This window comes from Pedobacter zeaxanthinifaciens, from assembly GCF_003313335.1.
Classification (GTDB): Bacteria; Bacteroidota; Bacteroidia; order Sphingobacteriales; family Sphingobacteriaceae; genus Pedobacter; species Pedobacter zeaxanthinifaciens.
On the sequence record NZ_QMHP01000002.1, the window covers coordinates 186548 to 210940 of the forward strand.

23 protein-coding genes are annotated in these 24393 nt (G+C 40.2%); 20 read left to right on the plus strand and 3 right to left on the minus strand.

Annotated elements, in window-relative coordinates; all coding sequences use genetic code 11:
* Positions 1-12 precede the first annotated feature (12 nt).
* The 5 genes from DUT68_RS03345 (at position 13) to DUT68_RS03365 (ending at position 8321) form a co-directional block, all read left to right on the plus strand.
* Positions 13-1593 carry a RagB/SusD family nutrient uptake outer membrane protein gene (locus tag DUT68_RS03345; RefSeq protein WP_237088248.1) on the plus strand — a complete coding sequence of 527 codons (1581 nt, stop codon included), beginning with the start codon at positions 13-15 and terminating at the stop codon, positions 1591-1593.
* A gap of 1 nt (position 1594) precedes the next feature.
* Positions 1595-2530, plus strand: a complete 936-nt coding sequence (locus DUT68_RS03350; protein ID WP_113635768.1) for a DUF5017 domain-containing protein — start codon at positions 1595-1597, stop codon at positions 2528-2530.
* Between the two features lie 93 nt (positions 2531-2623).
* A complete protein-coding gene (locus DUT68_RS03355) occupies positions 2624-3895 on the plus strand; it encodes a glycoside hydrolase family 88 protein (RefSeq protein ID WP_237088249.1) in 1272 nt (423 codons plus the stop codon).
* A gap of 368 nt (positions 3896-4263) precedes the next feature.
* Positions 4264-6654, plus strand: a complete 2391-nt coding sequence (locus DUT68_RS03360) for a glycoside hydrolase family 3 N-terminal domain-containing protein (RefSeq protein WP_113635772.1) — start codon at positions 4264-4266, stop codon at positions 6652-6654.
* Positions 6655-6668: 14 nt separating this feature from the next.
* Positions 6669-8321, plus strand: a complete 1653-nt coding sequence (locus DUT68_RS03365; RefSeq protein WP_113636292.1) for a beta-N-acetylhexosaminidase — start codon at positions 6669-6671, stop codon at positions 8319-8321.
* Between the two features lie 27 nt (positions 8322-8348).
* Here the strand turns inward: DUT68_RS03365 and DUT68_RS03370 are convergent, their stop codons facing one another.
* Complete coding sequence (locus DUT68_RS03370) at positions 8349-8645, minus strand: Dabb family protein (protein ID WP_113635774.1); 297 nt, start codon at positions 8643-8645, stop codon at positions 8349-8351.
* 470 nt (positions 8646-9115) lie between these two features.
* Between DUT68_RS03370 and DUT68_RS03375 the strand changes: the two genes are divergently transcribed.
* From DUT68_RS03375 to DUT68_RS03420, 10 genes are all read left to right on the plus strand, one after another.
* Positions 9116-9529 carry an Rrf2 family transcriptional regulator gene (locus tag DUT68_RS03375; protein ID WP_113635776.1) on the plus strand — a complete coding sequence of 138 codons (414 nt, stop codon included), beginning with the start codon at positions 9116-9118 and terminating at the stop codon, positions 9527-9529.
* Positions 9530-9584: 55 nt separating this feature from the next.
* Positions 9585-10232 (plus strand): NAD(P)-dependent oxidoreductase, encoded by a 648-nt coding sequence (locus tag DUT68_RS03380; RefSeq protein WP_113635778.1) that lies wholly within the window; start codon positions 9585-9587, stop codon positions 10230-10232.
* A gap of 818 nt (positions 10233-11050) precedes the next feature.
* Positions 11051-11449, plus strand: a complete 399-nt coding sequence (locus DUT68_RS03385) for an HYC_CC_PP family protein (RefSeq protein WP_113635780.1) — start codon at positions 11051-11053, stop codon at positions 11447-11449.
* A gap of 210 nt (positions 11450-11659) precedes the next feature.
* Entirely contained in the window at positions 11660-12010 is a 351-nt protein-coding gene (locus tag DUT68_RS03390) for a heavy-metal-associated domain-containing protein (RefSeq protein WP_113635782.1), read from the plus strand.
* 107 nt (positions 12011-12117) lie between these two features.
* Entirely contained in the window at positions 12118-13395 is a 1278-nt protein-coding gene (locus DUT68_RS03395; protein ID WP_113635784.1) for an efflux RND transporter permease subunit, read from the plus strand.
* Between the two features lie 248 nt (positions 13396-13643).
* Positions 13644-15581, plus strand: coding sequence for an efflux RND transporter permease subunit (locus tag DUT68_RS03400; protein ID WP_113635786.1), 1938 nt, complete (start codon positions 13644-13646; stop codon positions 15579-15581).
* Positions 15582-15783: 202 nt separating this feature from the next.
* Positions 15784-16962, plus strand: coding sequence for a TolC family protein (locus tag DUT68_RS03405; protein WP_237088258.1), 1179 nt, complete (start codon positions 15784-15786; stop codon positions 16960-16962).
* Positions 16940-18208 (plus strand): efflux RND transporter periplasmic adaptor subunit, encoded by a 1269-nt coding sequence (locus DUT68_RS03410; RefSeq protein ID WP_113635793.1) that lies wholly within the window; start codon positions 16940-16942, stop codon positions 18206-18208. The genes DUT68_RS03405 and DUT68_RS03410 overlap by 23 nt, the downstream gene beginning before the upstream one ends.
* A gap of 25 nt (positions 18209-18233) precedes the next feature.
* On the plus strand, positions 18234-19478 hold the full coding sequence (locus tag DUT68_RS03415; protein ID WP_237088250.1) for an efflux RND transporter periplasmic adaptor subunit: 1245 nt from the start codon (positions 18234-18236) through the stop codon (positions 19476-19478).
* A 61-nt stretch (positions 19479-19539) separates the two neighbouring features.
* On the plus strand, positions 19540-20064 hold the full coding sequence (locus DUT68_RS03420; RefSeq protein WP_113635797.1) for a DUF3347 domain-containing protein: 525 nt from the start codon (positions 19540-19542) through the stop codon (positions 20062-20064).
* Between the two features lie 40 nt (positions 20065-20104).
* On the opposite strand, the gene DUT68_RS03425 is transcribed toward DUT68_RS03420, so the two are convergent.
* Together DUT68_RS03425 and DUT68_RS03430 are read right to left on the minus strand one after the other, a co-directional pair.
* A complete protein-coding gene (locus DUT68_RS03425; RefSeq protein ID WP_113635799.1) occupies positions 20105-20494 on the minus strand; it encodes a hypothetical protein in 390 nt (129 codons plus the stop codon).
* A gap of 71 nt (positions 20495-20565) precedes the next feature.
* Positions 20566-21531, minus strand: a complete 966-nt coding sequence (locus tag DUT68_RS03430; protein WP_113635801.1) for a GlxA family transcriptional regulator — start codon at positions 21529-21531, stop codon at positions 20566-20568.
* A 121-nt stretch (positions 21532-21652) separates the two neighbouring features.
* Here DUT68_RS03430 and DUT68_RS03435 point away from each other — a divergent pair, with 121 nt between their 5' ends.
* The 5 genes from DUT68_RS03435 to DUT68_RS03455 all read left to right on the plus strand — a co-directional run bounded on the left by DUT68_RS03435 (position 21653) and on the right by DUT68_RS03455 (position 24375).
* Complete coding sequence (locus tag DUT68_RS03435) at positions 21653-22153, plus strand: DinB family protein (protein WP_113635804.1); 501 nt, start codon at positions 21653-21655, stop codon at positions 22151-22153.
* Between the two features lie 3 nt (positions 22154-22156).
* The gene (locus tag DUT68_RS03440) at positions 22157-22675 is read left to right on the plus strand and encodes a DinB family protein (protein WP_113635806.1); all 519 of its coding nucleotides are present in this window, start codon (positions 22157-22159) and stop codon (positions 22673-22675) included.
* 38 nt (positions 22676-22713) lie between these two features.
* Entirely contained in the window at positions 22714-23184 is a 471-nt protein-coding gene (locus DUT68_RS03445; protein WP_113635808.1) for an OsmC family protein, read from the plus strand.
* A 14-nt stretch (positions 23185-23198) separates the two neighbouring features.
* A complete protein-coding gene (locus DUT68_RS03450) occupies positions 23199-23636 on the plus strand; it encodes an SRPBCC family protein (protein WP_198659525.1) in 438 nt (145 codons plus the stop codon).
* A 277-nt stretch (positions 23637-23913) separates the two neighbouring features.
* Positions 23914-24375: a VOC family protein gene (locus tag DUT68_RS03455; protein WP_113635810.1), complete on the plus strand. Its 462-nt coding sequence runs from the start codon at positions 23914-23916 to the stop codon at positions 24373-24375.
* The last annotated feature ends 18 nt before the right edge of the window (positions 24376-24393 follow it).

Sequence of the window (24393 nt, forward strand, 5' to 3'; positions counted from 1 at the left end):
ATGAGAAATTATATGAAAAATAATACATCGAGATATCAGTTATTGCTGCTAGTTAGCGTATTAACGTTGGGTTTTACCAGCTGTAAAAAGTTTTTAGAAAAAGACCCGACATTTATCGTAAAAGAAAATTATTACAACAACGAAACTGATGTAAACATAGGCTTAGCAGGTGTTTATGATGTTTTGGGAAAAGAGGAAATTTATGGAGGTAACTATCAGTTGGTACTTACCGTAGCAGATGATGGCTTTTATTCCAGAAGTTCTTACACGGCTGGTCCGGCTGTTTACAACTTTGATGCTGCCGATGCTAGTGTAGCCAGTGTTTGGAAATATTTGTACGAAGGTATTGAACGTGCCAACGTTTTCTTAAGCCGCATTGACGGGGTGAACATGTCGCAAGCTTCAAAAGATGCGGCCAAAGGCGAAGTTAAATTTTTAAGAGCCTACTACTATTTCATGTTGGTTAGCAACTGGGGCGATGTACCTTTAAAAACTACGCCAACATCGTCAGTTAACGATGTCAATATCAAAAGAACACCACAGCGTGAGGTTTACGATTTCATCACTAAAGAAATGGAAGCAGCTGAAGGCATGGTAAAAACGGCAACGGCAATAGGTTATGGCGGTAAAATTTCAAAATCTACCGTTAGGGGAATATTAGCCAGGGTTTATTTGAAAATGGCAGGCGCACCCTTGAAAGACCAAAGCAAATACGCGGAAGCTTTAAAATGGGCCCGTAAAATTGTGTATCCAGATGCTGGTCCAAAAGAACATCGATTACTGCCAAGTTATCAGCAAATTTTTACCAATTACGCTGGTGATAAATATGATATTGGCGAATCTATTTGGGAAGTGGAATTGTACGGAAACCGTGGTGGCGATTTTGAAGCCGGACGTATTGGCAACACTTTAGGGCTGCAATGTAATGATGAAGCACATGGTTACAGCTACGGTTTTGTTAACGCTACCAAAAAATTGTATGATAGCTACGAAGCACAAGATGTAAGACGAAATTGGGCTATTGCACCTTACGCCTACGTTTACGCTACGGTAAACAATGCTGTAACTGTTACAGATTCTACTGCTTGGACATCCAGCCAAATTTACAATAGAAATTGTGGCAAGTTCCGTAGGGCTTATGAAAAGCTGAAACCTAAAAACAAAAACTACACGCCTCAAAATTTCCCTCTGTTGCGTTATGCAGATGTGTTATTGATGCTTGCGGAAGCTGAAAACGAAGTAAATGGCCCAACGGCAATTGCTAAACAGGCTTTACAGGAGGTAAGATCAAGAGCTAACGCTACCGACATAAGCGCTACATTAAATACAGCTGATGATATGCGTGCTGCTATCCGTAAAGAGCGCTTTTTAGAGCTTTCTTTCGAAGGTTTGCGACGCTTTGATTTAATCAGATGGGATATTTTCGTGTCGGAAATGAACCAATTGGCTATGGGCATCCAAGCTGATGCTGGAACTACATGGAGCTTTGGAGCGTTGGCAGGAAGAAATGTAACGAGCAGAAATAATGTGCTTCCAATCCCGGTATTGGAGTTGTCGCTAAATAAAGAAATGTCTCAAAATATTGGATGGTAATATGAATAAGATCAAAAAAATATCCCTCCTGCCGCTGCTAGTTTTAGGCTTGGCGGCCTGCAATAAAAAAGAGGTTATACAACTAAATTTTGATGTAAAACCCGAAAAAACATCCTACAGAGTAGGGGAAACGGTTAATTTCTTAATTACTGGAAATCCAGATCAAGTCTTGTTTTATTCTGGCGAAGAAGGTCGCAAATACATTTATAAGGATAGAACGCAAGCGCAAAGCGATAACATTACTTTGGAATTTGCCACCAACAGACGTTACGGCTTAGATGCACAGCAGCCCAATTCGCTCCGCCTGTTGGCTTCGCAAACCTTTAACGGCAAGTATGATGCGGCAAATGTTAATCCTGCCGATTGGGTTGATATTACCTCGGCATTTACGTTATCAGGCATTCAATCTACTGATGTCGCTTATGTTTCATCAGGCATAGTGAATTTAACCACACTATCTAGCTTAGGTTTCACCCTTGATAAAAGTAAACCGGTATATTTTGCTTTTAAATACACTGGTGTAACTGGTACAACTCAACCACGTTGGTGGGTCAATAAATTTGACGTGAAAACCACCACAACCGATGGTCAGGTGTTGCCAGTGGCTTCTATTGCTTCGGCAACTTGGACTCCGGTAAAGGTACTTACTACCTCTCCCGTAAACTGGACTTTCGGTACTGATCTAATTCTGAAGTTTCAAGGTGGAGGCACAACTACTGGTAGCAATCAAGTGTGGGCTATTTCGGGCGGTTTATCGCTTACTAAAGTACAACCCGATGCCGGCGTGGCCTTAAAAAATATGAGCACCAGAATGGACAACTATACTTACAAATATACTGCTGCGGGCACCTACACGGTAACTTTTGTTGCGGCCAACGTTAATGTTTACGGAGAAAGTAAGTCCGTTAAAGAGGTACAGGTAGTGGTAACACCGTAATTAAATTAGCCCACAAAATACGCAGAGCGAAATTTTTCATACATCAAATTCAACAGCTAAAAATTGTTGGGAGAGGATGTTTTTACTTAAAAAATGATGAAGATAGAGATGAATACAACGGTTAGTAAAGTTAAATTTTTATTGCTAACCATTTGCTTTTTAACTATTTATGATGCAGGTGCGCAAATGGTTAAAAAAGATTTTGAGCTGGCAGCCAAGCAATACCAAATGATGCTTGCAAAGCAACAGGATTTGAAGAGTTTTCCTCGTACTACCAATAAAGATGGAAGTGTAAAAGGTGTAGATGTTTGGGACTGGACTGGTGGTTTTTTTCCTGGGGTGTTATGGTACATTTATGAATATAATCAACAGCCCAAATGGGAAGCACTGGCCAATAAATGGACAGTAGCATTAGAGGAAGGCAAAAACCTCAATCAACATCACGATATTGGTTTTGTAATGTACTGCTCTTATGGAAATGCAGCTCGCTTAGAAAAAGATCCTAAAAAGGTAGCGGCTTATAACGATATCTTAATCCATTCGGCAAAAACTGCTTTAACCCGCTTTGATCCAAGGGTTGGCTTAATCAAATCGTGGAATGCTAAAGCTTCTTGGGACGGTAAAACCATGTGGCAATATCCAGTAATCATTGATAACATGATGAATTTGGAGATGCTGTGCTACGTTTCTAAAATTACTGGCGATTCTACCTATAAGAAAGTGGCCATCAGCCATGCTTTAAATACCATGAAGAACCATTTTAGGCCAGATTTTAGTACCTATCATGTGGTTGATTACGATCCACAAACTGGCAAAGTACTTCATCAACAAACTAACCAAGGCTATGCGGATAATTCTACTTGGAGCCGCGGACAAGGTTGGGCAATTTATGGTTTCACTATGATGTACCGTGAAACTGGCGACAAACGTTTTCTGAACGCAGCGCAAAAGGCTGCTGATTTTTTCATTAATCATCCTAACTTGCCCAAAGACAAAATTCCTTACTGGGATTTCAATGTTGGCCAAAAAGGTTATCAACCAGATTGGAACCAAGCCAACCGACCAAAATTGTCGGAAATTCCTCGGGATGCTTCGGCAGGTGCCTTGGTAGCTTCTGCATTGTTAGAGTTGAGTACATTTAGCGGTGAAAAAGGAGCGCAGTATTTTTCCACTGCCGAAACCATGCTACAGTCGCTATCTAGCGATAAATATTTAGCTAAGCCTGGAACAAATGCAGGTTTCATCCTTAAACATTCCGTGGGTAGTTATCCTCATCAATCAGAAATTGATGTGCCGCTAATTTACGCCGACTATTATTTTTTAGAAGCATTACTCCGTTACAAAAAACTTAAAAATAGAGGTTAATGTAATTTAGATATAGGAAGAGGAGGCGTATGCTAGCGATAGCGCTCCGAATCTCCGTTCAGCTAATTTTCGGTCTCCTATTTTTCGGGATGCATCAATTAGCCAAACAACTACCTTTAAAAGAAACCTGCGAAGCAAGCATGAGAACAAATGAAAACAAGAAGACACCGAATAAATAGGCAACCGAGAGTTTTTGTTACTTTTTGCGGTCAAAAAGTAAGAGTTAAAATAAGCTGTTTGTTAAGACGTATTTAATATAGTTTAAGAAGATTTATAAATATCTTGATCTAAATTCACTTTCTTTTAACTTGCTGCAAAAGCAACAATTTATTAGGTTTATGTAATCCAACTTCACTCAATTATTTAGCATGTTTCCACAAAAAAGACACTTACTCCTTACCTTATCCTTAATTTTAATTGCTAGTCTCGGCTATGCCCAAAAGCCAGCCAAAATTTATCAAAAAGGTTGGATCGATTTGAATAAAAATGGGCGTAAGGATGTATATGAAGATCCAACACGTACCACCAACGAACGAATAGCCGATTTGATTTCGCAGATGAATTTGAATGAAAAAACTGCGCAAATGGCTACGCTTTATGGCTGGAAAAGAATTTTAAAAGATTCTTTACCTACGCCATCTTGGAAAAATGAAGTTTGGAAAGATGGTATTGCCAATATTGATGAGCATCTAAATGGTTTCATCCAGTGGAATAATATAGAAAAGAAACTGGATTTAGTGACCGATATCAAACGCCATGTTTGGGCCATGAACGAAACCCAGCGGTTCTTCATCGAGCAAACTCGTTTAGGCATTCCAGTTGATTTTACCAATGAAGGTATTCGCGGGATAGAAGCCTATCAGGCTACGGGCTTTCCAACACAGCTGAATATGGGCATGACTTGGAATAAGCTTCTGGTACGTGAAATGGGACGAATTACTGGCAAAGAAGCCAGGGCCTTGGGCTATACCAACGTCTACGCACCAATTTTAGATGTTGCTAGAGATCAACGTTGGGGCCGTTTAGAGGAAGTTTACGGCGAAGATCCTTATCTAACCGCTCGTTTGGGTGTCGAAATGGCTAAAGGTATTCAGGAGATGGGCGCTGCTTCAACTCCTAAACATTTTGCAGTTTACAGTGCCAATAAAGGCGCTAGGGAAGGTTTGGCTCGTACCGATCCGCAAGTTTCGCCTCGCGAAGTGGAGGATGTGCTACTTTATCCTTTCAAAAAGGTAATCAAGGAAGCCAATATTATGGGCGTAATGAGTTCGTATAACGATTATAACGGCGTACCTGTTTCTGGAAGTAGCTATTGGCTAATTGAGCGTTTGCGCAAAGAAATGGGGTTCACTGGTTACGTGGTGAGTGATAGCGATGCGTTAGAATACCTTTACAATAAGCACCATGTTGCTGCTAACCTAAAGGAAGCGGTTTATCAAGCTTTTATGGCGGGTATGAATGTGCGTACCACTTTCCGCCGACCAGATAGTATCATCTACTATTTAAGAGAATTAGTAAACGAAAAACGCATTCCGATAGACACCATCAACAGTCGCATACGTGATGTGCTGAGTGTTAAATTTCGTTTAGGATTATTTGATAGCCCTTACGTAAAAGATGCCGAAGCAAGTAAAAAATTGGTGAATAATGCCGAGAGTCAAGCGGTGGCTTTAAGGGCTTCGCATGAAAGTTTAGTATTGCTTAAAAATACTAATAATGCACTTCCTCTTGTTAAAAATGGGCTTAAATTAGCTGTAGTTGGCCCAAATGCAACTGATGCAGATTATGCTCATACGCACTACGGTCCGCTAATGTCGGAAAGTGTGAACATGCTAGAAGGCATTAAACAGAAACTCGGAAGCCAAAATGTGAGTTATGCCCAAGGTTGCGAGTTAATAGACAAAACTTGGCCGCAAAGCGAGATTTTTCCGGTAGAGCCAACGGCAGAAGAGCAAGCGATGATTGATAAGGCAGTAGAAGAGGCTAAAAAAGCAGATGTAACGATTCTGTTTTTAGGTGGAAATACCAAAACTGCTGGAGAAAACAAAAGTCGTACGTCGCTAGATTTGCCGGGCCATCAATTGGCATTAGCAAAGGCCATTCATCAAACAGGCAAACCTTATGTAGTGGTGTTAATTGGTTCGCAACCTATGGCTATCAATTACATCGACAAATATGCGCCAGCTATTCTGTATGCAGGTTATCCTGGTGTTAAAGGTGGTTTGGCAGTAGCCGATGTTTTATTTGGAGATTATAATCCGGGTGGAAAATTGACATTGACATTTCCGAAATCTGTAGGACAGTTGCCACTCAATTTTCCAACTAAACCTAATGCACAAACTGATGAAGGCGAAACAGCAAGGATTAAAGGTTTGTTGTATCCATTTGGACATGGTTTAAGTTACACTAGTTTCAGTTATAGCAACATCAAAGTAAATAACAAATTGGCTGATCAGGGAGTGGTAGAAGTTACTGTTGATGTAAAAAATGCAGGAGCAAAAGAAGGTGACGAAGTGGTGCAATTATACCTTCGTGATGTATTGAGCTCCGTAACTACTTACGAAAAATTACTTAGGGGATTTGAGCGTATCAAACTAAAACCGGGAGAGAGCAAAACGGTAAACTTTACTTTAGTTTCTGATGATTTAATGCTTTGGAATAGAGAAATGAAGCAGGTGGTAGAACCGGGAGATTTCAAGATAATGATAGGTTCCTCTTCGGAAGATATTAGACAAACGGCAACATTTACTGTGAAGTAATTTACTCGATGAAGATGATTAAAAATAGCTTGATTTTATTAGTTGCTTTGTTTTTCGCTTGCCAGGCAAACGCACAGGAGGTTTTGCCGCTAATTCCTAAACCATTAAAGGCTGCAAAGCAAACTGGATCATTTACGTTGAGCCAGCAAACCCAAATTGTGGCTAATAGCGAGGTGAAGCAGCTGGCACAATACCTACAGGCGGAGTTGTTGCGTTATCAAGGTTTGAGTATCAGAACTGCTGATAAAGCTGCTGAAAACTATATTAGCTTGACGCTGGTAAACAACCGTGGTAAAAAAAATGCAGCTTGGTATCAATTAGCTATTTCTCCAAATAAAATTGAAATTAAAGCCACTCAGCCAGAAGGGTTATTTGCCGGCATATCTTCATTGCTACAATTGGTAAGGCAGCAGTCGGTCAATAAAAAAGTGGTTGAGCTTGCTTCTTGGGAAATTGAAGATGAACCAATTTATGCTTGGCGGGGATTGATGTTGGACGAGTCGAGGCATTTTTTTGGGAAAGAAAAGGTAAAACAGCTGTTGGATTGGATGGCGTTTTACAAGCTCAACAAATTTCACTGGCATTTAACCGATCAACCCGGCTGGCGCATCGAAATTAAAGCTTTCCCCAAATTAACTTTAGTTGGTGGCATAGGTAGTCATAGTGATTCTTTAGCTAAAGCGCAATATTACACGCAGGAGGACATCAAAGAAATTGTAGCCTACGCTGCACAGCGATATATTGATGTAATTCCAGAAATTGATATGCCAGGCCATGCTACGGCAGCTAATAAAGCTTATCCAGAATTTAGTGGTGGTGGTTCGCCCAAGTATCCGGAGTTTACTTTTAATCCGGGTAAGGAAAGTACCTATCAATACCTTACGCAAATTTTAAGGGAGGTAGATGTGCTTTTTCCATCACAGATGATCCACATTGGTGCCGATGAAGTTCATTTTGGTAACCAGCATTGGAACAAGGATGAAGCTGTACAAAGCTTGATGAAGTCGAAGAATTTGAAAGATTTGCCCGCTGTTGAGGCTTACTTTGTTAAACGAATGGCTGACAGCATCAAAGATCTCAATAATGAAGTTTTAGCTTGGGATGAAATTGTGAGTGGCACTTTATCGACGGAAAAAACTACGGTGTTTTGGTGGCGTCATGATAAACCTGAAATTTTAAAAGATGCCTTGCAGAAAGGTTATCAAGTGGTTTTATGTCCGAGGTTGCCTTTATATTTTGATTTTGTGCAAGAGGATTCGCATGTTGTTGGTCGCAAATGGGCTGGTAACTTTGTGCATTGGCAAAGCGTGTATCAATTTCCAACTAAAGAAATTACGGCACTGCCAAATGCTAACACATTAATTAGAGGGATACAGGCCAATGTTTGGACTGAAGTAATAGTGGATGCACAACAGCTTGATTACAAAATTTTTCCTCGTATCGCTGCCTTAGCGGAAGCAGCTTGGACGCCTAGTCAGCTAAAAGATCAAACGGCATTTGAAAGCAGGTTAAAAAGCCATTTTAAGTTGTTTACCGCCGAAGGTTTGTATTTCTTCAATCCTTTTAATCAGAAAGCTTCGCCAGAGTTGCTTACACCCGCACAACGCAAAGGCTTGCTACCCGACAATGAAGCTCAAACTGCCGCTGAAAAAGGTACAATTAAATAAAAAAACGAAGTGGGAACACTTCGTTTTTTACTGCGCATCGTAAATTATTACCTTTTCAAAATGTATCCTAAACTCCTCTAAAAATGCTTTGTGGATAGGATGCACTTGATAGATATCGTGAGCTGCTAAATCTTCAAAAAATAACAATAAGCTAAATGTGTAAGTAGTGTCTACTACCGCTCGTTCAATAGGCGCAGGTGTGCCAACGTGGAAATTTTTTACTACCTCAATCTGCTCCAAACTTTTCAGTCCGCCTAAAAAAGCTTCTTTTTGAGCATCGGTGATATCGGCTTTAAGCCAAAATAATACATGGTGTGCAATCATAAATCTATTTTTCACGAAAATAGCAAAAGTACTGGTAATAACTTACTTCGTCTATCATTCTCGTGAAAACGGAATCTGAAGTAACGTGAGTTGGGAATAAGAGAATTATGCTATTTGCTAGCGATAGCCCCTCAAATCTCCGTTCAGCTAATTTTCGGTCTCTTATTTTTCGGTCTGCACTAATAAGCCGAAGCACTTTCTTTGAAGAAAAATAAGCAACCGAGAGTTTTTGTTACTTTTTGCGGTCAAAAAGTAAGAGCCCGGCGGCGGCGAGCTAAAAAATATATTAATTCAAATTTTAAAGAATTATAACAGTACTTAAACCGAACTCGTGTTAAAGTATTTATCGCTCAATATTCAATTGAAAGTATCAACCTATTTTTTTCAAAATCGACCATCGTCGCAAAAAAACTATTTGCATTTTCAAAATCATTTAGTTTACTTTGTACTGTAATAAATAAAATTACAGAATGAATAATGGACGGTTTGCCATTTCCTTACATATTTTGGTATTGCTTGATAAAGCGAAAGGGGCATTGCTATCGTCTGATTACATGGCTGGAAGTCTCAATATCAATCCAGTATTGGTGCGTAAAGAACTGATCAACCTTCGGGAAAACGGTTTTGTAACTACTAAAGAAGGCAAAAATGGCGGTACTACATTGGCTAAATCTCCAAAAGATATTAGGCTGGGTGCACTTTATCAATGTGTGAGAAGCAACTATTTGTTAGGCAGTCATAAAAATGATCCTAACCCATTATGTGAGGTGGGCAGGGAGATCAATCAACATTTGAATTCGCTTTATGAAGATGCTGAACGCCAACTGGTTGAGCGGCTTAACCAACAAAGCTTAGCAAATTTTAGCGCTAAGTTTTCGAATTAAATTTTTTTAAACAAAACTGTAATAAAATTAGTTACAATTAAAATTAATAATAGATATGAAAGTAGCAGTAATTGGAGCCACAGGCTTCGTAGGTAAAAACTTGGTAAATGAATTAGCAAATCGCGGACATGAAGTGTTAGCAATTGCAAGAAACGCAGATAAGGTAGCGGAACAATCACAAGTGAATGCCGTAAGTGTTGATGTGAATGATCAAGAGGCGCTAGCTAAAGTTTTAGCGGGTACTGATGTGGTAGTGAGTGCTTTTAATCCCGGTTGGACTAATCCCAATATTTACGCTGATTTTATTAAAGGTGCAGAAGCCATCCAAGCAGGAGTAAAGGCTGCTGGTGTTCCGCGTTTGATTGTGATTGGTGGTGCTGGAAGTTTGTATATGGAAGGCAGTCAATTGGTAGATGGGCCAGGTTTTCCAGCGGAAATTAAACCTGGAGCAACTGCTGCCAGAGATTACTTAAACACGTTAAAAGAAGAGGAGGAATTAAACTGGACTTTCTTTAGTCCGGCAATTGAAATGCATCCGGGTATTACCATTGGCCGCACTGGCAAATATCGTTTAGGCTTAGAAAATCCAGTATTCGATGAAAATGGCAAATGTGTATTGTCTGTAGAAGATTTAGCAATAGTAATTGCCGATGAAGTGGAAAGCAACAAACATCCACGCCAACGCTTTACTGCCGCTTATTAACTGTTTTTGAAAATCCTTTCCGTCGGTTGGACATCTCCATGTTATAAGAAAGCAGCAACGGATGAGTGTTTGTACTTCCTTTCCCATATGCTGCTCTCTCCCCTTGGGAGAGAGCAGCGGGGATGAAATACTTGTGCCTGTTTTTTCCTATATATAAGAAAATCCAAACTGTTTATCGTTCATTTACTTATTGCATTGCGATAGAACTTTAAGGCAAATGCTATTCTCTCCCCTTGGGAGAGATGCCGCAGGCAGAGAGGGTTAGCCTATACTAATTTTATAAAATAGATATCGGATATAATATTTTTCACCCTCTCCGTCCGTTGGACATCTCTCCCTGATAGGGAGAGAGCAGCAGGGGCGAAATACTTTTGCTTGTTTCTCCTATATAAAAGAAAATCAAGAGCGTTTATCGTTCATTTGCTTATTACATTACGATAGAACTTTAAGGCAAATGCTATTCTCTCCCTTTGGGAGAGATGCCGCAGGCAGAGAGGGTTAGCCTATACTAATTTTATAAAATAGATATCGGATATAATATTTTTCACCCTCTCTGTCCGTTGGACATCTCTCCCTGATAGGGAGAGAGCAGCAGGGCGAAATACTTGTGCTTGGTTCTCCTATATAAAATAAAATCAAGAGCATTTATCATTCATTTGCTTATCGCATTGCGATAGAGCTTTAACGCTAATGCTCCTCTCTCCACTTGGGAGAGATGCCCGAAGGGCAGAGAGGGTTATCATCAATTGTCAATTCTATAACAGTTTTTTAAAATTATATAAAAACATATCTCACTTTTTATTCATATTTGCTGAGTAATGAAAAGGATATTTTTAACACTTCTAGCATTTTTCTACTTGGCGGTTGCCAGTGGTGCGGGTGTTAATTTTCATTATTGTATGGGCGAATTGGTAGATTGGAGCTTAGTTCAATCTGATCAACATGCTTGCAGTTTCTGCGGTATGGAGAAAAAGAAATCTACCGAAAAATCTTGCTGTAAAGATGTGCAACACCAGGCAAAGGTTGACCAAGCGCAAAAAGCAAACGCCCAAATTTTCAAGTTCGAACAAGGCGTGTTCGTAGTTCCGCAATTGAAACCTGTGGAATTTTATCTATCACCAATAGTTGCTACAATTGCTAAAGAAAGCAGGAGCAATGCACCGCCTTTAGGGCAAAATCTGCCTATTTTCATTAAAAACTGTACCTACAGAATATAATACCTTTCTTTTCCTTTTTGGTATTAATCGCCCTACCGTCATCCTGAATTTGTTTCAGGATCTTTCTAGCTGATTCTGAAATAAATTCAGAATGACGATATCTCAGGGAGTGATTCCAAACCGGCATTAGCCAACAATTCAACTTATTTTTTTAATCAGCCAATAGCTAATTCGCTTTGCATGAATTGCTATGGGCTAAACAACAAAAACATGAAATCTTTAAAAATGATGGCCTTATTGGCTTTTACTATGATTGGAACGGCAGCATTCGCCCAAACTAAAACTGAAAAAATTAAAGTATTGGGTAACTGTGGCATGTGCAAAAAACGTATTGAAACTGGTTTGAAAACAGCTGGTGTTAGCAGCGCTACTTGGGACAAAGACAGTAAGTTTTTAACGGTAAGCTACGATAGTTCAAAACTTAACAACGAAGCTATTCAGCAAAAAATCGCCGATTTAGGTCATGATACACCTAAAGCGAAAGCAAAAAATGAAGTGTATGATAAATTACCTAGCTGCTGTAAATACGACAGGACTGGTAAGACTACCAAAGCGCATTAATTGATCAGCAATATTGCAAGGCACGAAGCAAGTGCTACAAATGGTTGACTTGCTTCGTGAGCTTGTGACGAAATGATGTTTTTAAAGGAAAAGAAAAGGTAAACTAAATGGTACATCAAATTATTGATTGGTCAATGCGTAACCGATTTATAGTGTTGCTTTTGGCTGCAGCGCTATTTGTTTGGGGCATTTTTGCGGTGAAGAAAAACCCGATAGATGCTATTCCAGATTTATCGGAAAACCAAGTAATTGTATTTACGGAGTGGATGGGGAGGTCGCCACAATTAATGGAAGATCAAATTACTTATCCATTGGTTACCAACTTGCAGGGCATACCTAAAATTAAATATGTTAGAGGTTCGTCTATGTTTGGGATGAGTTTTATTTATGTGATTTTTGAAGATGACGTAGATATTTACTGGGCAAGAGAGCGTGTTACGGAGCGCATTAGTACAATTTCAAAATCCTTACCTGAAGGAGTTACGCCGCAATTGGGCCCTGATGGAACTGGTGTAGGACACGTACTTTGGTATACCTTAGATGCGCCAAACATGGATTTGGGTGAACAACGTGCCATACAGGATTGGTATGTGAAATTTGCCTTGCAAAATGTACCGGGCGTGAGCGAGATTGCTTCTTTTGGTGGTTTCCAAAAGCAATATCAAATAGCGATTGATCCTAATAAATTACTTTTTTACAAGCTCACAGTGCCTCAGGTGATTGCTGCGGTGAGGAGCAACAATAACGAAGCTGGGGGCCGGAAGTTCGAAATGAGTGGCATGGGCTATATCATTAAAACCTCGGGTTACCTTAAATCCATGGAGGAAATTGCCAATATTCCCATTAAAAATCAAGGTAGTACGCCTATTCGTATTTCGGATGTGGCTGCGGTCCAAATGACTGGTGAAAGTAGGCTTGGGATTTTTGACCAAAATGGTGAAGGCGAACGTGTGGGTGGCATTGTGGTAATGCGCTATGGCGAAAATGCCGCTGAAGTGATAGATAAGGTCAAGAAGAAAATGGATGAAGTGGCCAAAGGTTTACCGAAGGGTGTAAAATTTGATATCGTTTATGACCGTGGGGAACTAATTAAAGAGTCGGTGAGTTCGATTAAGAATACATTAATAGAAGAGATGATCGTGGTTTCCTTGATCGTATTTGTTTTCTTGTTCCATTGGCGCAGCGCACTTAGTATCATCATTCAAATTCCAATTACAATAGCCGCTAGTTTTATTTTGCTCAATGCTTTTGGAATCAGTTCAAATATCATGTCGCTTACAGGCATTGCCTTGGCTATTGGTGTAATTGTAGATAACGGCATTATCATGAGTGAAAATGCATATAAACATTTGGCAGAGCGGTACGAAGAGGTTGTCGGCAAGTAGAGCCGCACAATCGTAGAGACGCACAATTGTGCGTCTGTACAAATGGCAACGGGCAACAGGTAGAGCCGCATAATTATGCGGCTGTACAACAGCAAGAGATTCGGTACAGACGCATAATTATGCGGCTGTACAATAGCAGGCGGCCACAGGTAGAGACGCACAATTGTGCGTCTGTACAACACAAAGAGGCCAAATAAAAACGCACAATTGTGCGGCTTTACAAATAGAACAAAAACCATACAACCTAAATGAAAAATTGGTTAAAAAATAAATTTCGCAAAGAACCTAGTTGGATTAGCGAAGAAGAACGTCTGGCAATTATCACCAAATCGAGCAAGCAGGTCTCGAGAGGTGTATTTTTTGCTACTGTTATCATTATCACATCTTTTTTGCCTGTATTTATGCTTACAGGACAAGAAGGTAAGTTGTTTCATCCCTTGGCTTTTACCAAAACATTCATCATGATAGTGGATGCTTTGTTGGTGATTACTCTGGCACCAGTGCTAATTTCATTCTTTATGAAAGGGAAGTTTAAGCCCGATAGCGCCAACCCAGTGAACCGTTTTTTGGAAAGGATTTACGAGCCTATCATTGAAAAAGTACTGAATTGGCGTAAAACGACCATTGCTATCAATGTAATTGCCCTGCTAATCACCATTCCGTTGCTTAAAAATTTGGGTACGGAGTTTATTCCGCCGTTGGATGAGCAAAGCATTTTATTTATGCCAGTAACGCTGCCAGATGTTTCAAACGCTGAAGCGAAGCGGATTTTACAAGTGCAAGATAAAATCATCAAATCTGTACCAGAGATAGATAAAGTGCTAGGGAAAGCCGGTAGGGCTAGTACGGCTACGGATAATTCGCCAATTAGCATGATTGAAACCATTATTACGCTGAAGCCCAAAAGTGAATGGCGTAATGGGGTGACTAAAAAAGACATCATTACTGAACTTGATGCTAAACTGCAAATTCCGGGGGTAGTAAACGGATGGACACAGCCAATCATTAACCGCATCAATATGCTGGCCACAGGTATTCGTACCGACGTAGGCATAAAAGTTTTTGGACAAAATTTGGATACCATTGCTGCAGTTTCTGAAAAAGTGAAAGCAGCTTTGGAAGGTACGGCTGGCGTAAGTGATTTATTTGTAGAACCTATTACAGGCGGTAAATATTTAGCCATCAATGTTAAACGCGAAGAATTATCCCGTTACGGATTAAGTGTTGACGAGGTGAATCAAGTAGTGGAAACTGCTTTGGGTGGTGCTAATGTGGCCAACACCATTGAAGGCCGACAACGCTTTTCGATTAGTGTGCGTTTGGCGCAGCAATATCGCAATAGTGTTTCGCAAATCGAGCGAATTCCACTTCAGTCGCCAAGCTTCGGGGAAATTCCTTTGTCGGCAGTGGCCGATGTGAAGTTTGAGGATGGACCGCCAATGATCAGTTCGGACAATGCTATTTTACGCGGCGCAGTAATGTTCAACGTACGCGATAGGGACTTGGGCAGTACCGTTAAAGAAGCAATGGAACAATTAAATAAGCAAGACGGTATTTTGCCGGAAGGTTATTTTTTGGAATGGAGTGGCCAGTATGAAAACCTGATTAGGGGGCAACAAACTTTAATGTGGATTGCTCCGGTGGTGCTCATTATCATTTTCTTTTCGCTTTACTTCGCATTTCGGTCGGTTAGGGAAGCATTTTTAAGTTTGATTACCGTTCCTTTTGCGCTGATTGGCGGTGCTTACATGATTTATTTTTGGGGTGTAAACCTATCAGTAGGAGTGGCAGTGGGCTTTATTGCTTTGTTTGGTATTGCCGTTGAAACTGGAATTGTAATGGTAATTTATTTGAACGACGCCATGCAGCAGCTCATCAAACTCAAAGGCAATTCGAGCGAAACCATTACCAAAGAAGATTTACGTATCTACGTGATACATGGTGCTGCAAAACGCTTGCGACCAAAATTAATGACCGTTTGCGTTTCCTTATTCGGTTTGGTGCCGGTGCTTTGGGCAACAGGTGTTGGGGTAGATGTAATGCAGCCTATTGTATTGCCAATGATTGGTGGTGTGCTTACTTCTTCCACACATATTCTGTTGGTTACGCCGCTCATCTTTTTAATGTCTAAAGAATACGAATTGAAAAAATATGGAAAATTGGAGGTGCATGATGTACAACATTAAAATAGCGTCTCTCTGCCCGTTGGGCATTTCTTCCCAAGGGGGAGATAGCCTCTATGTTCGTTGTTCCTGCATAGGTGGGAACTGCGAAGTGCTCAACAAATATAATCGTAAAACGAACGATAGGAAAATAGTTAGAAATTCTCTTATAACGCTACTTCTTGCATTGTTTTTTTTACCGGTCCTCGTTAATGCCCAAACCATAGTGCTGCCTTTGGACACGATATTGAAACGCATAGATCAAAATAATTTGTTGCTCAAATCTTACGGTTTGAAGGCCGAAAGTTATCAATACACTGCAAAAGCGGCTACGGCATGGATGGCACCGATGGTTGGCGTAGGCACTTTTATGACGCCATACCCAGGTCAAATGGTAATGGATGAGCGTGACAAGGGATCGTTGATGTTTCAAATTGAACAGGATATTCCCAACTACGGCAAGTTGAACGCACAAAAAAAATACATCGAGTCAAAAGCAAAAGTGGAGCGAGCTAATAGGGAAATTACTTTGAATGATTTTAAAACGCAAGCTAAAAAATTGTACTACAGTTGGTTGGTGGCGCAGCAAAAACTGCTAGTGTTGCAAAAAAGTACGCAGATCATGCAAACGATGAAGAAGATTGAAGAAATCAGATATCCATTTAACCAATCGAAACTGGGCAGCGTTTACCAAACCACGGCTAAGTTGGAAGAAACAGAAAACATGAAGCGCATGCAGGAGGGGGAAATTGGAAAAGCGAAAGCTTGGTTAAATAGTTTGATGAACAGAGCAGGAAACACTGATTTTGTAATTGACACCACTACAGTGCCGCAATTTACAGCCGCCGGTAGTTTGGATACAGCGAGTTTGGCAACGGCGAGAAAAGACATTGAACAAATGAACTACAACATTCAATCTATGCAATTGAACATCGATGCAATGAAAAAGCAGCGCAATCCTGATTTCAGAATCCGTTTTGATCACATGTCGCCTTTAAGTAGCGGCATGCCAAGGGCTTTTAGCGTAATGGGAATGGTGAGTATTCCTATTGCTCCTTGGGCTTCAAAAATGTACAAATCCGAAGTAAAGGGTATGCAATACGAAATTGATGCCATGCAAATGCAAAAAGCTGCAATGTTGCAAGAATCACAAGGAATGTTGTACGGTATGCAGTACCAAATTAAAACCATGCAAGCACAGATCAACAACATGGAAAAGAAAATCATTCCTACACTACAAAAAACATTGGATGTTAACGTGTTGAACTACCGTGAAAATAAAATGCAGTTGCCGGAAGTGATTGCGTCCTGGGAGGCGTTAACCATGATGCAAAACAATGTGCTAGATGAGAAATTGAAACTTTATTTAATGATTGCCGATTATGAAAAGGAATTATACAGGTAGTAGTGGACTTGGTCATTCCAGTGTCGGTTGGGATCTTAACGGGCTACATTTGATAAGGCAAAAAGTATTACTGCTATCAATTGCATTTCTAGTTGTTTCTTGTCAAAGTAAACCTCATAAAGACCATCATGATATTGGTAAAATTAAAATAGATGATAGCCTTAGAGCGTTGATAGCACCGTCAAATGAGCAGGCAATAACAAAAGTGCAGGCTGTAACAGCAACTTACGAGTCGAAAATTTTTACCGTCGAAGCGCAAGGGATGATCAATTACGATACCCGAAGTAAAGTTAACGTGGCTAGCCGTGTTGGTGGCCGTTTGGAGCGACTGCATGTAAAATACAATTATCAGCCTATTAAAAAAGGTCAGTTGCTTTTTGAAATTTATGCGCCAGATTTGACGGCTGCCCAACAGGAGTTGATTTACCTTTCGCAAAATACTAACGATACGCAATTGATGGCCAAAGCTAAACAACGTTTACTGTTGCTAGGCTTAACTCAGCAAACGATAGCACAAATTATTCGCAGTAAAAAGGTGAATTATCGTGTGCCTGTTTATAGTCCGGCGGATGGTTATATTTTGGAGCAACAGGTAGCTAATTTACCACAAAGCAATCAGGTAGCTGCAAGCAACAGCGGCGACGGTGGCATGTCGGGTATGGGTGCTTCAAGTGCTGAAACTGAAAGTGCGAGTACTACAACTCAGGTGCAAAACACAGCGTTACTTTTGAGGGAAGGCCAATACGTTAGTGCTGGTCAAAGTTTGTTCACTATTTATAAGGCTGATCAACTGGTGGCAGAATTTACCTTAAAACCAGAAGTAAGTAAGGCGATTAAAAAAGGAACAAAGTTGGCATTCTACAAAACTGCTAATAAAGAAGCTACATTTCGAACAGCCACCATAGGATTGATAGAACCGGTTGTAAAATCGGGTGAAAACTTTGCATTGGCCAGAGTTTATATCGGCAAAAATGCATGGAGGGTCGGTGATGTTTTGACTGCAAAAATTCCCGTTTTAGTACCGCAAAGCTATTGGCTGCCTGCATCGGCGGTAGTGAATGTTGGTGCTGAAAGTGTGGTATTCAGAAAAGAAAATGGCGTTTTTGTAGCAGTGCCGGTAAATACAGGAATTAAAGTTGCTGGCTTAGTGCAAATTCAGCAGCGTATTGATGGCTGGCAGGTTGCCAAAGAAGCAGCTTACTTGGTGGATAGCGAAAGCTTCATCAGCACTAAAACTAAACAATAACATTGGTTAAACTCAGCAAGCTAAAATGGAAAAGATAGCGAGATCATCATCAATGCAAATGATAAAAATAAAATACATTGGTTTAATTTTTGGCTTTTTTGCCCTAATAATGGGTTGTACTACAGATCAAAAAAGTAGCCAGAAAGCAGCGGAACAACAGCAACAAACCTACACTTGTCCAATGCATCCGCAGGTAATCAAACATGAAATGGGCACCTGTCCAATTTGTGCGATGGATTTAGTGCCGTTTGAGAAAAATAGTGACAATAAAAGCATCAAGCTTGATGCTCAACGCCAATTACTTGCAAACATTAGCACTGCGAAAATTGGCGAAGGCGGAAGTTTGGCGGATATTGCGAATGAAAGTGTGCTGAATGGTCGTTTAGTGCTTGATCCGCAACAGAGCAACTACATTTCTGCGAAAGTAGCAGGTAGAATTGAGGAGTTGTTTGTAAGGGAAACAGGAGTGATCATATCCAAAGGACAGCCTTTGTACCGTTTATATTCAGAGCAATTAGCTACGCTGCAGCAAGAGTATTTAATGGCCTTGGCGCAACAAAAACAATTTGCTGGAGATAAGCTGGAACAACAGTTGGTAGCTTCTGCTAAACAAAAATTGCTGCTGTACGGTCAAACCGAAAGTCAGCTAAAGCAATTGAGCAAAACACAACAAAAAAATCCCTTAGTTACCGTGTTTGCAAACCAGAGCGGCACTGTAGCAGAGTTGAGCGTTACGCAAGGGCAGTACGTTGCCGAAGGTAGCCCCATCATGAGGTTAGAGGGGTACCAGCGTTTGTGGGTGGAGGCGGATGCCTATCCTAAAGAGTTAGAAAATATCAAACCAAACCAGCAGCTGAAGGTAGTAGTTAGCGGTTGGGAAAATGAACCGCAGTTGATGAAGGTGGAGTTCATTAATCCTTCCTTACAAACTGGAACTCAGCTTACCCAAATTCGTGGTAGCATTGCAAACCCAAATGCTAAGTGGCAGCCTGGTTTACAGGTTAAAGTGATGTTGTTAACTGGTAACGCCAAGCAAGCGGGAATCAATTTACCTCTTGATGCAGTAATACAAGATGGCAAAGGCAAACATGTTTGGCTAAAAACCGGGAAAGATAGCTTTGAACCTGTGCCTGTGGTTACTGGTAAAGCCAATGCTAATAATATCAATATCACATCGGGTATCGCCACAGGCGATGAAGTTGTAGTTACAGGTGCTTACCTACTTTACAGCGAGTATGTTTTGAAACGAGGGAAGCATCCACTCGGTTAATCTCAAGTAATAAATTAATTCTCTTTCAGTGTTTTAAAATCAAAAATTAATATCAAATCAGATGAAAAGATATCAGGTTTTAGGTTTGTTGCTACTCGTATTTGCGGCATGTACCAATCAAAAAGTTGAAGATAAAAAAGAGGTTCCAGTTAAAAAGCAAGTAGTCATTAATACCGATGCAGTGTTGGTTAAAAATGATCAATTAAACGCCGCATACCAACAATACCTTTTACTGAGCGATGCTTTGGTGAATTCGGACATGGCTACAGCCAAAGAGGCTAGCATGGCTTTGGAACTTGGAGCAAAAGCGATAAACGGAGGAAGTTTGATAGCTAACTTAGCTGCTAAAATTACCGCCAGTGCCAATTTAGAGGTTCAGCGAAGCTTATTCGCTCAATTAAGTGATGAAATGATTGCTAAAGTGAGGCAAACGGGGCTAAAATCGGGTGAGGTTTATGTGGAGTTTTGCCCTATGGCTTTGAACGATAAAGGTGCGTTTTGGTTGAGCAATCAAAAGCAAATTAAAAATCCTTACTACGGCGAAAGCATGTTGGACTGTGGCGAAGTAAAGGAAACTTTAAAGTAGCAATGCAATAGCGTTATTTGCTGCTTCAAAGTTAAATCAATCATTTTATTTTGATGTAATGAATTTCTGTACCGTCTACAGCTACCGGCGCATTGTTGAAAATGATCAGCTTATTTCCGCTTACCTTAACGTATTGCTTAAAAGCATCGCCTTTGCCATTAAAAACAATTCTTGGATCACCATCCCATGATTTTTCGGTCGTGATTTCGTAGGTGCCATTGTCAACAATTTTTCCATCTAATTCACTTTCAAATTTGTCTTTGGTAAATCTTAGGGTTAAGTTCAAATTTGTAACGGTAGGCTGAAAACCTCCAATAGTAGTAACATGCTGCCAAGTGCCCACAATGCCATTTTGTGTGCTTTCTTTTTTGCAAGATAGGCTCAGTAATAAGGTCAAAACCAGCACTAGCGAAGTAAGTCGTCTTTTCATATTTGTTCTTTTATACACTATACGTAAGATCAAAATAAAACGCTACAAATTTAGATTAACCAAACGGTCATTTACCTCACTTGAAACTTCTCCCTATACTGCGTAGGGGTCATGCCCACACTTTTTTTAAACAGCTTTCGGAAAGCTTTAGGGTCATTATAGCCGGAGCTGTAAATTATTTCATTCATTTGCTGATTGGTTTTTTCCAGCAATTTTTTCGCTGCTTCAATGCGTGTTTGCTGTAAATATTCAATAGGAGTGATGCCCGTTATTTGCTTAAAACGACGCACAATGTTCCTTCTGCTCGACGGAATATCCTTAATGAGCTCCTCAATAGTTGCCGCATCTTGATAGTTTTGCTCAATTTTTTGCTGGGCAATGGCTACTAGTTCGTCTGCATGATCTTTAGAGGGTTGAAAGGTACTGAAATAGGATTGATTGTCCCTATCCATATCTATCGCAAAAATCTTGGCAATTCTAATGGCCATTTCTTTACCACAGTATTCGTGTACCAAATGCAACAATAAATGAAATGAAGAAGTAGCGCCGCCGCTGGTGTACAACCGGTCATCCTGAGTTACAGTTTTATCAGATTTTAGCTTTACCAAAGGGAAGGCATTTGCAAATCCGTTGCTGGCATCCACGTGTGTGGTAGCTATTTTGCCGTTGAGCAATCCGGTAGCGCCAAGTAAAAATGCTCCGGTACAAAAGCTTCCTAAGCAGGCACCATTTTGATATTGTTTCACTAAATGTGGGATGTTCTCGTAGTTGGCAGTTAAGGTGGCCCGCATATCATCTGAGGTAAAAGCCGGGATAAAAACCATGTCCATTAAAGGTGCATCTTTGAATTTCGTTAATGGATACCCTAATGCCTGATGGTTTGAAGTATTTGTATCGCCATCTAGCAAAATCAATTCAAACAGAGGTGATTTTTGTGCTGCAATGTAAAATTTGTTGACGGTTTCAAAAACCTCAAGTATGGCAGCAACGCTCAATAACTTATAATCTTTACTTAAAAGAAGCCCTATTTTTTTCATCGTTCATGTATTGGTTAGCCTAAAATACAAAATTGTCTCAAATGCCCCCTAACTTTGCCTTTAATACCTATCAACATCGCCCAAAATTGAAACTAACTTAGTGGATATTAAATGGGTAGATATGGAAATTAAACCAATAAGCAACCGCATGTACGGTTTTTTGGTGCTGTATGATATGCACACCTCTTTTTATCACAAGGCATTGGATGGCATTAATGATGCTGATGCTTTAAAACGATTGGATACCAAGGCAAATCACGTAGCCTGGTTGGCCGGAAGTTTACTACAGGAAAGGTTTGAGTTAGCCAATCTGTTAGGAATTCCGATGAATGCTAGCAGCAACGAGCTTTTTAAACATCATCAAGGAATTAAAGATGGCTTGGAATATCCAAAATTGCCGGTTTATCAACGGGAATGGGACCAAATTTCGCCGCTGCTAAGGGAAAAGTTGATGACAGTTACCGATGAAGAATTGGATAAAGTGATTCATTTTGAAGTGGAACAGATGAGTTTTCCCTTGTTTGAAATGTTAAGTTTCAATACGTATAGGGAAGCAAACTGCATTGGGCAAATTGCGCTTTGGCGCCGATTGCTTGGTTATGAGGGAATGAAATACATGTAAATTATGGAAAATAATCACACAATTGCTGCAGAGCTAGCAACAGCATTTACTGACTTGGAAAAATCAGTACTACGGTTTAATCGTACACAGTTTAACACTAAACCGGCGGATCAAAGTTGGTCGGCAGCTATGGTAGTACAACACTTAATTTTAGCTGGCAAAGGAATTGACCAAGTGTTGTTAGGCAACACCAAACCAACATCCGGCGCAGCCGATCAAAAGGTGGAAACAATTAGAAATATCCTGCTGGATTTTAACGCTAAATACAATTCACCACCATTTATCGAGCCCAAAGATCAGCATTACGAACAGGAAGAACAATTACAGCAACTACAGCAAATTGTTGATACGATATTGCCAATTTTGCCCAATTTGGATTTGAGCGCAACCTGTCTTGATTTTGAATTTCCAGGACTAGGTCAAGTTACTCGATTGGAACTTATCAGCTTTTTAATTTATCATACACAGCGTCACACACATCAGCTTAATAATATGTTTAAGGTATTGGCAACAGCGGTGTAATTTAGTTGGCGAAAAGTAGTCTAAGTTTAAAAACGGCTATGGATAAATATCATCATTACAAATTAACCACCAGCTGGACTGGAAATAAAGGTTCGGGTACAAGTAATTATAAAGCGTACGATAGAAGTTACCACATTGTCATCAACGGCAAACAAACTATTGAAGGTTCATCTGATCCAGCATTTAGGGGAGATCCCAGCAAACATAACCCCGAAGAAATGCTGCTCGGTGCGCTATCTTCCTGTCACATGCTTTGGTATCTGCATTTATGTGCCGAAGCTGGAGTTGTAGTGGTAAACTATACGGACGAAGCTACAGGAAAGATGGTAGAAACGACAAATGGTGGTGGTAAATTTGAAGAGGTGATTTTAAATCCAAAGGTAACGGTAACTGAAGCTGCCATGGTAAGCAAAGCCAATCATTTGCATCGTAAAGCTAGTGAACTTTGTTTCATTGCTAATTCTGTCAACTTCCCCGTAAATCACCATCCTGTTTGTTTGGTGCACTAATTGAATTAAATCTTATGGAAAATTATAGCATCACGCTATCAGTAAAATCAACAGCGGCGCAAGTATTTAGCGCTTTAACGCAGCACATCCCGCTTTGGTGGACAAGCGCTTACCAAGGTTCTGCTGCCAACGTGGGAGATCAGTTTACAATAAAATTTGGCGACAACGTTGTGAAAACCATGGAAGTGGTGAGCCTCGTAGAACCAACAAAAGTGGTTTGGCTGGTGAAAGAAGCACTTATTGATATTCCGCAACTTCAAAATAAGGCAGAGTGGGCGGGTACTACAATCAGTTGGCTGATAGAGGATGATGGAGACAGAACCTGGCTGAATTTAGAGCATATAGGGCTAACCCAAGCTTTCGAATGTTTTGATATCTGCACCGCAGGTTGGTTGCAGTTTACAGAAAGCCTCAAAAAATTCATCGAAACTGGTCAAGGAAATCCTTATTAGTTTATTGGTTTATTGGTTCACTTGTTCATTGGTTCACTTGTTCACTTGTTCATTGGTTCAGTTGTTCATTGGTTCATTGGTTCACTTGTTCATTGGTTGACTTGTTCATTGAGATTTGATTATTGGAATTTGCTCGTTAACCATTAATCATTAACAATTAACCATTAAAATCGCTTGTGTCCCAAAACACCCCTAAAATTGACGTGTTCGGCAACGAACCACAGCGGCGTCCAGCTTTAAATTTGTACTAACATGTATCAAATCAAAACAATAAACTATGGTAATTAATCCTTATTTAAACTTTAATGGCAATGCCGAAGAAGTTTTCAATTTCTACAAAGGTATTTTTGGTGGCGATTTTCCTTTCGTAATGCGTTTCAACGAGATGCCTACTGATGCCGCCGATGGTGAAGGTTGTGCTGGCGACGGAATTCCTGAAGGAGATCAAAATGGAATTATGCATATATCGCTGCCTGTGGGAACTACCATGTTAATGGCTAGCGATGTGCCTTCCAATATGCCGCCAGCAACCTCAGGATCTAATATATCGCTTTGCATAAGTATGGATAGCCGGGCTGAAGCCGACAGCGTTTTTAATGCTTTAAGCGACGGGGGAACTGTGGTGATGCCTATGGCCGACCAATTTTGGGGCGATTATTACGGAATGTTGGTAGACAAATATCAAATTCAGTGGATGATTAGTTTCAACGCAGCACAAGACGGTAAAAACGGTAAATAGCCAAATACTTTCGATCTA

Excerpts from the sequence above, each read along its gene's own strand:
- DUT68_RS03345 (WP_237088248.1), top strand. The coding sequence starts at position 13 with ATGAAAAATAATACATCGAGATATCAGTTATTGCTGCTAGTTAGCGTA.
- DUT68_RS03350 (WP_113635768.1), top strand. The coding sequence starts at position 1,595 with ATGAATAAGATCAAAAAAATATCCCTCCTGCCGCTGCTAGTTTTAGGC.
- DUT68_RS03355 (WP_237088249.1), top strand. The coding sequence starts at position 2,624 with ATGATGAAGATAGAGATGAATACAACGGTTAGTAAAGTTAAATTTTTA.
- DUT68_RS03360 (WP_113635772.1), top strand. The coding sequence starts at position 4,264 with ATGTTTCCACAAAAAAGACACTTACTCCTTACCTTATCCTTAATTTTA.
- DUT68_RS03365 (WP_113636292.1), top strand. The coding sequence starts at position 6,669 with ATGATTAAAAATAGCTTGATTTTATTAGTTGCTTTGTTTTTCGCTTGC.
- DUT68_RS03370 (WP_113635774.1), bottom strand. The coding sequence starts at position 8,645 with ATGATTGCACACCATGTATTATTTTGGCTTAAAGCCGATATCACCGAT.
- DUT68_RS03375 (WP_113635776.1), top strand. The coding sequence starts at position 9,116 with ATGAATAATGGACGGTTTGCCATTTCCTTACATATTTTGGTATTGCTT.
- DUT68_RS03380 (WP_113635778.1), top strand. The coding sequence starts at position 9,585 with ATGAAAGTAGCAGTAATTGGAGCCACAGGCTTCGTAGGTAAAAACTTG.
- DUT68_RS03385 (WP_113635780.1), top strand. The coding sequence starts at position 11,051 with ATGAAAAGGATATTTTTAACACTTCTAGCATTTTTCTACTTGGCGGTT.
- DUT68_RS03390 (WP_113635782.1), top strand. The coding sequence starts at position 11,660 with ATGAAATCTTTAAAAATGATGGCCTTATTGGCTTTTACTATGATTGGA.
- DUT68_RS03395 (WP_113635784.1), top strand. The coding sequence starts at position 12,118 with ATGGTACATCAAATTATTGATTGGTCAATGCGTAACCGATTTATAGTG.
- DUT68_RS03400 (WP_113635786.1), top strand. The coding sequence starts at position 13,644 with ATGAAAAATTGGTTAAAAAATAAATTTCGCAAAGAACCTAGTTGGATT.
- DUT68_RS03410 (WP_113635793.1), top strand. The coding sequence starts at position 16,940 with ATGAAAAGGAATTATACAGGTAGTAGTGGACTTGGTCATTCCAGTGTC.
- DUT68_RS03415 (WP_237088250.1), top strand. The coding sequence starts at position 18,234 with ATGGAAAAGATAGCGAGATCATCATCAATGCAAATGATAAAAATAAAA.
- DUT68_RS03420 (WP_113635797.1), top strand. The coding sequence starts at position 19,540 with ATGAAAAGATATCAGGTTTTAGGTTTGTTGCTACTCGTATTTGCGGCA.
- DUT68_RS03425 (WP_113635799.1), bottom strand. The coding sequence starts at position 20,494 with ATGAAAAGACGACTTACTTCGCTAGTGCTGGTTTTGACCTTATTACTG.
- DUT68_RS03430 (WP_113635801.1), bottom strand. The coding sequence starts at position 21,531 with ATGAAAAAAATAGGGCTTCTTTTAAGTAAAGATTATAAGTTATTGAGC.
- DUT68_RS03435 (WP_113635804.1), top strand. The coding sequence starts at position 21,653 with ATGGAAATTAAACCAATAAGCAACCGCATGTACGGTTTTTTGGTGCTG.
- DUT68_RS03440 (WP_113635806.1), top strand. The coding sequence starts at position 22,157 with ATGGAAAATAATCACACAATTGCTGCAGAGCTAGCAACAGCATTTACT.
- DUT68_RS03445 (WP_113635808.1), top strand. The coding sequence starts at position 22,714 with ATGGATAAATATCATCATTACAAATTAACCACCAGCTGGACTGGAAAT.
- DUT68_RS03450 (WP_198659525.1), top strand. The coding sequence starts at position 23,199 with ATGGAAAATTATAGCATCACGCTATCAGTAAAATCAACAGCGGCGCAA.
- DUT68_RS03455 (WP_113635810.1), top strand. The coding sequence starts at position 23,914 with ATGGTAATTAATCCTTATTTAAACTTTAATGGCAATGCCGAAGAAGTT.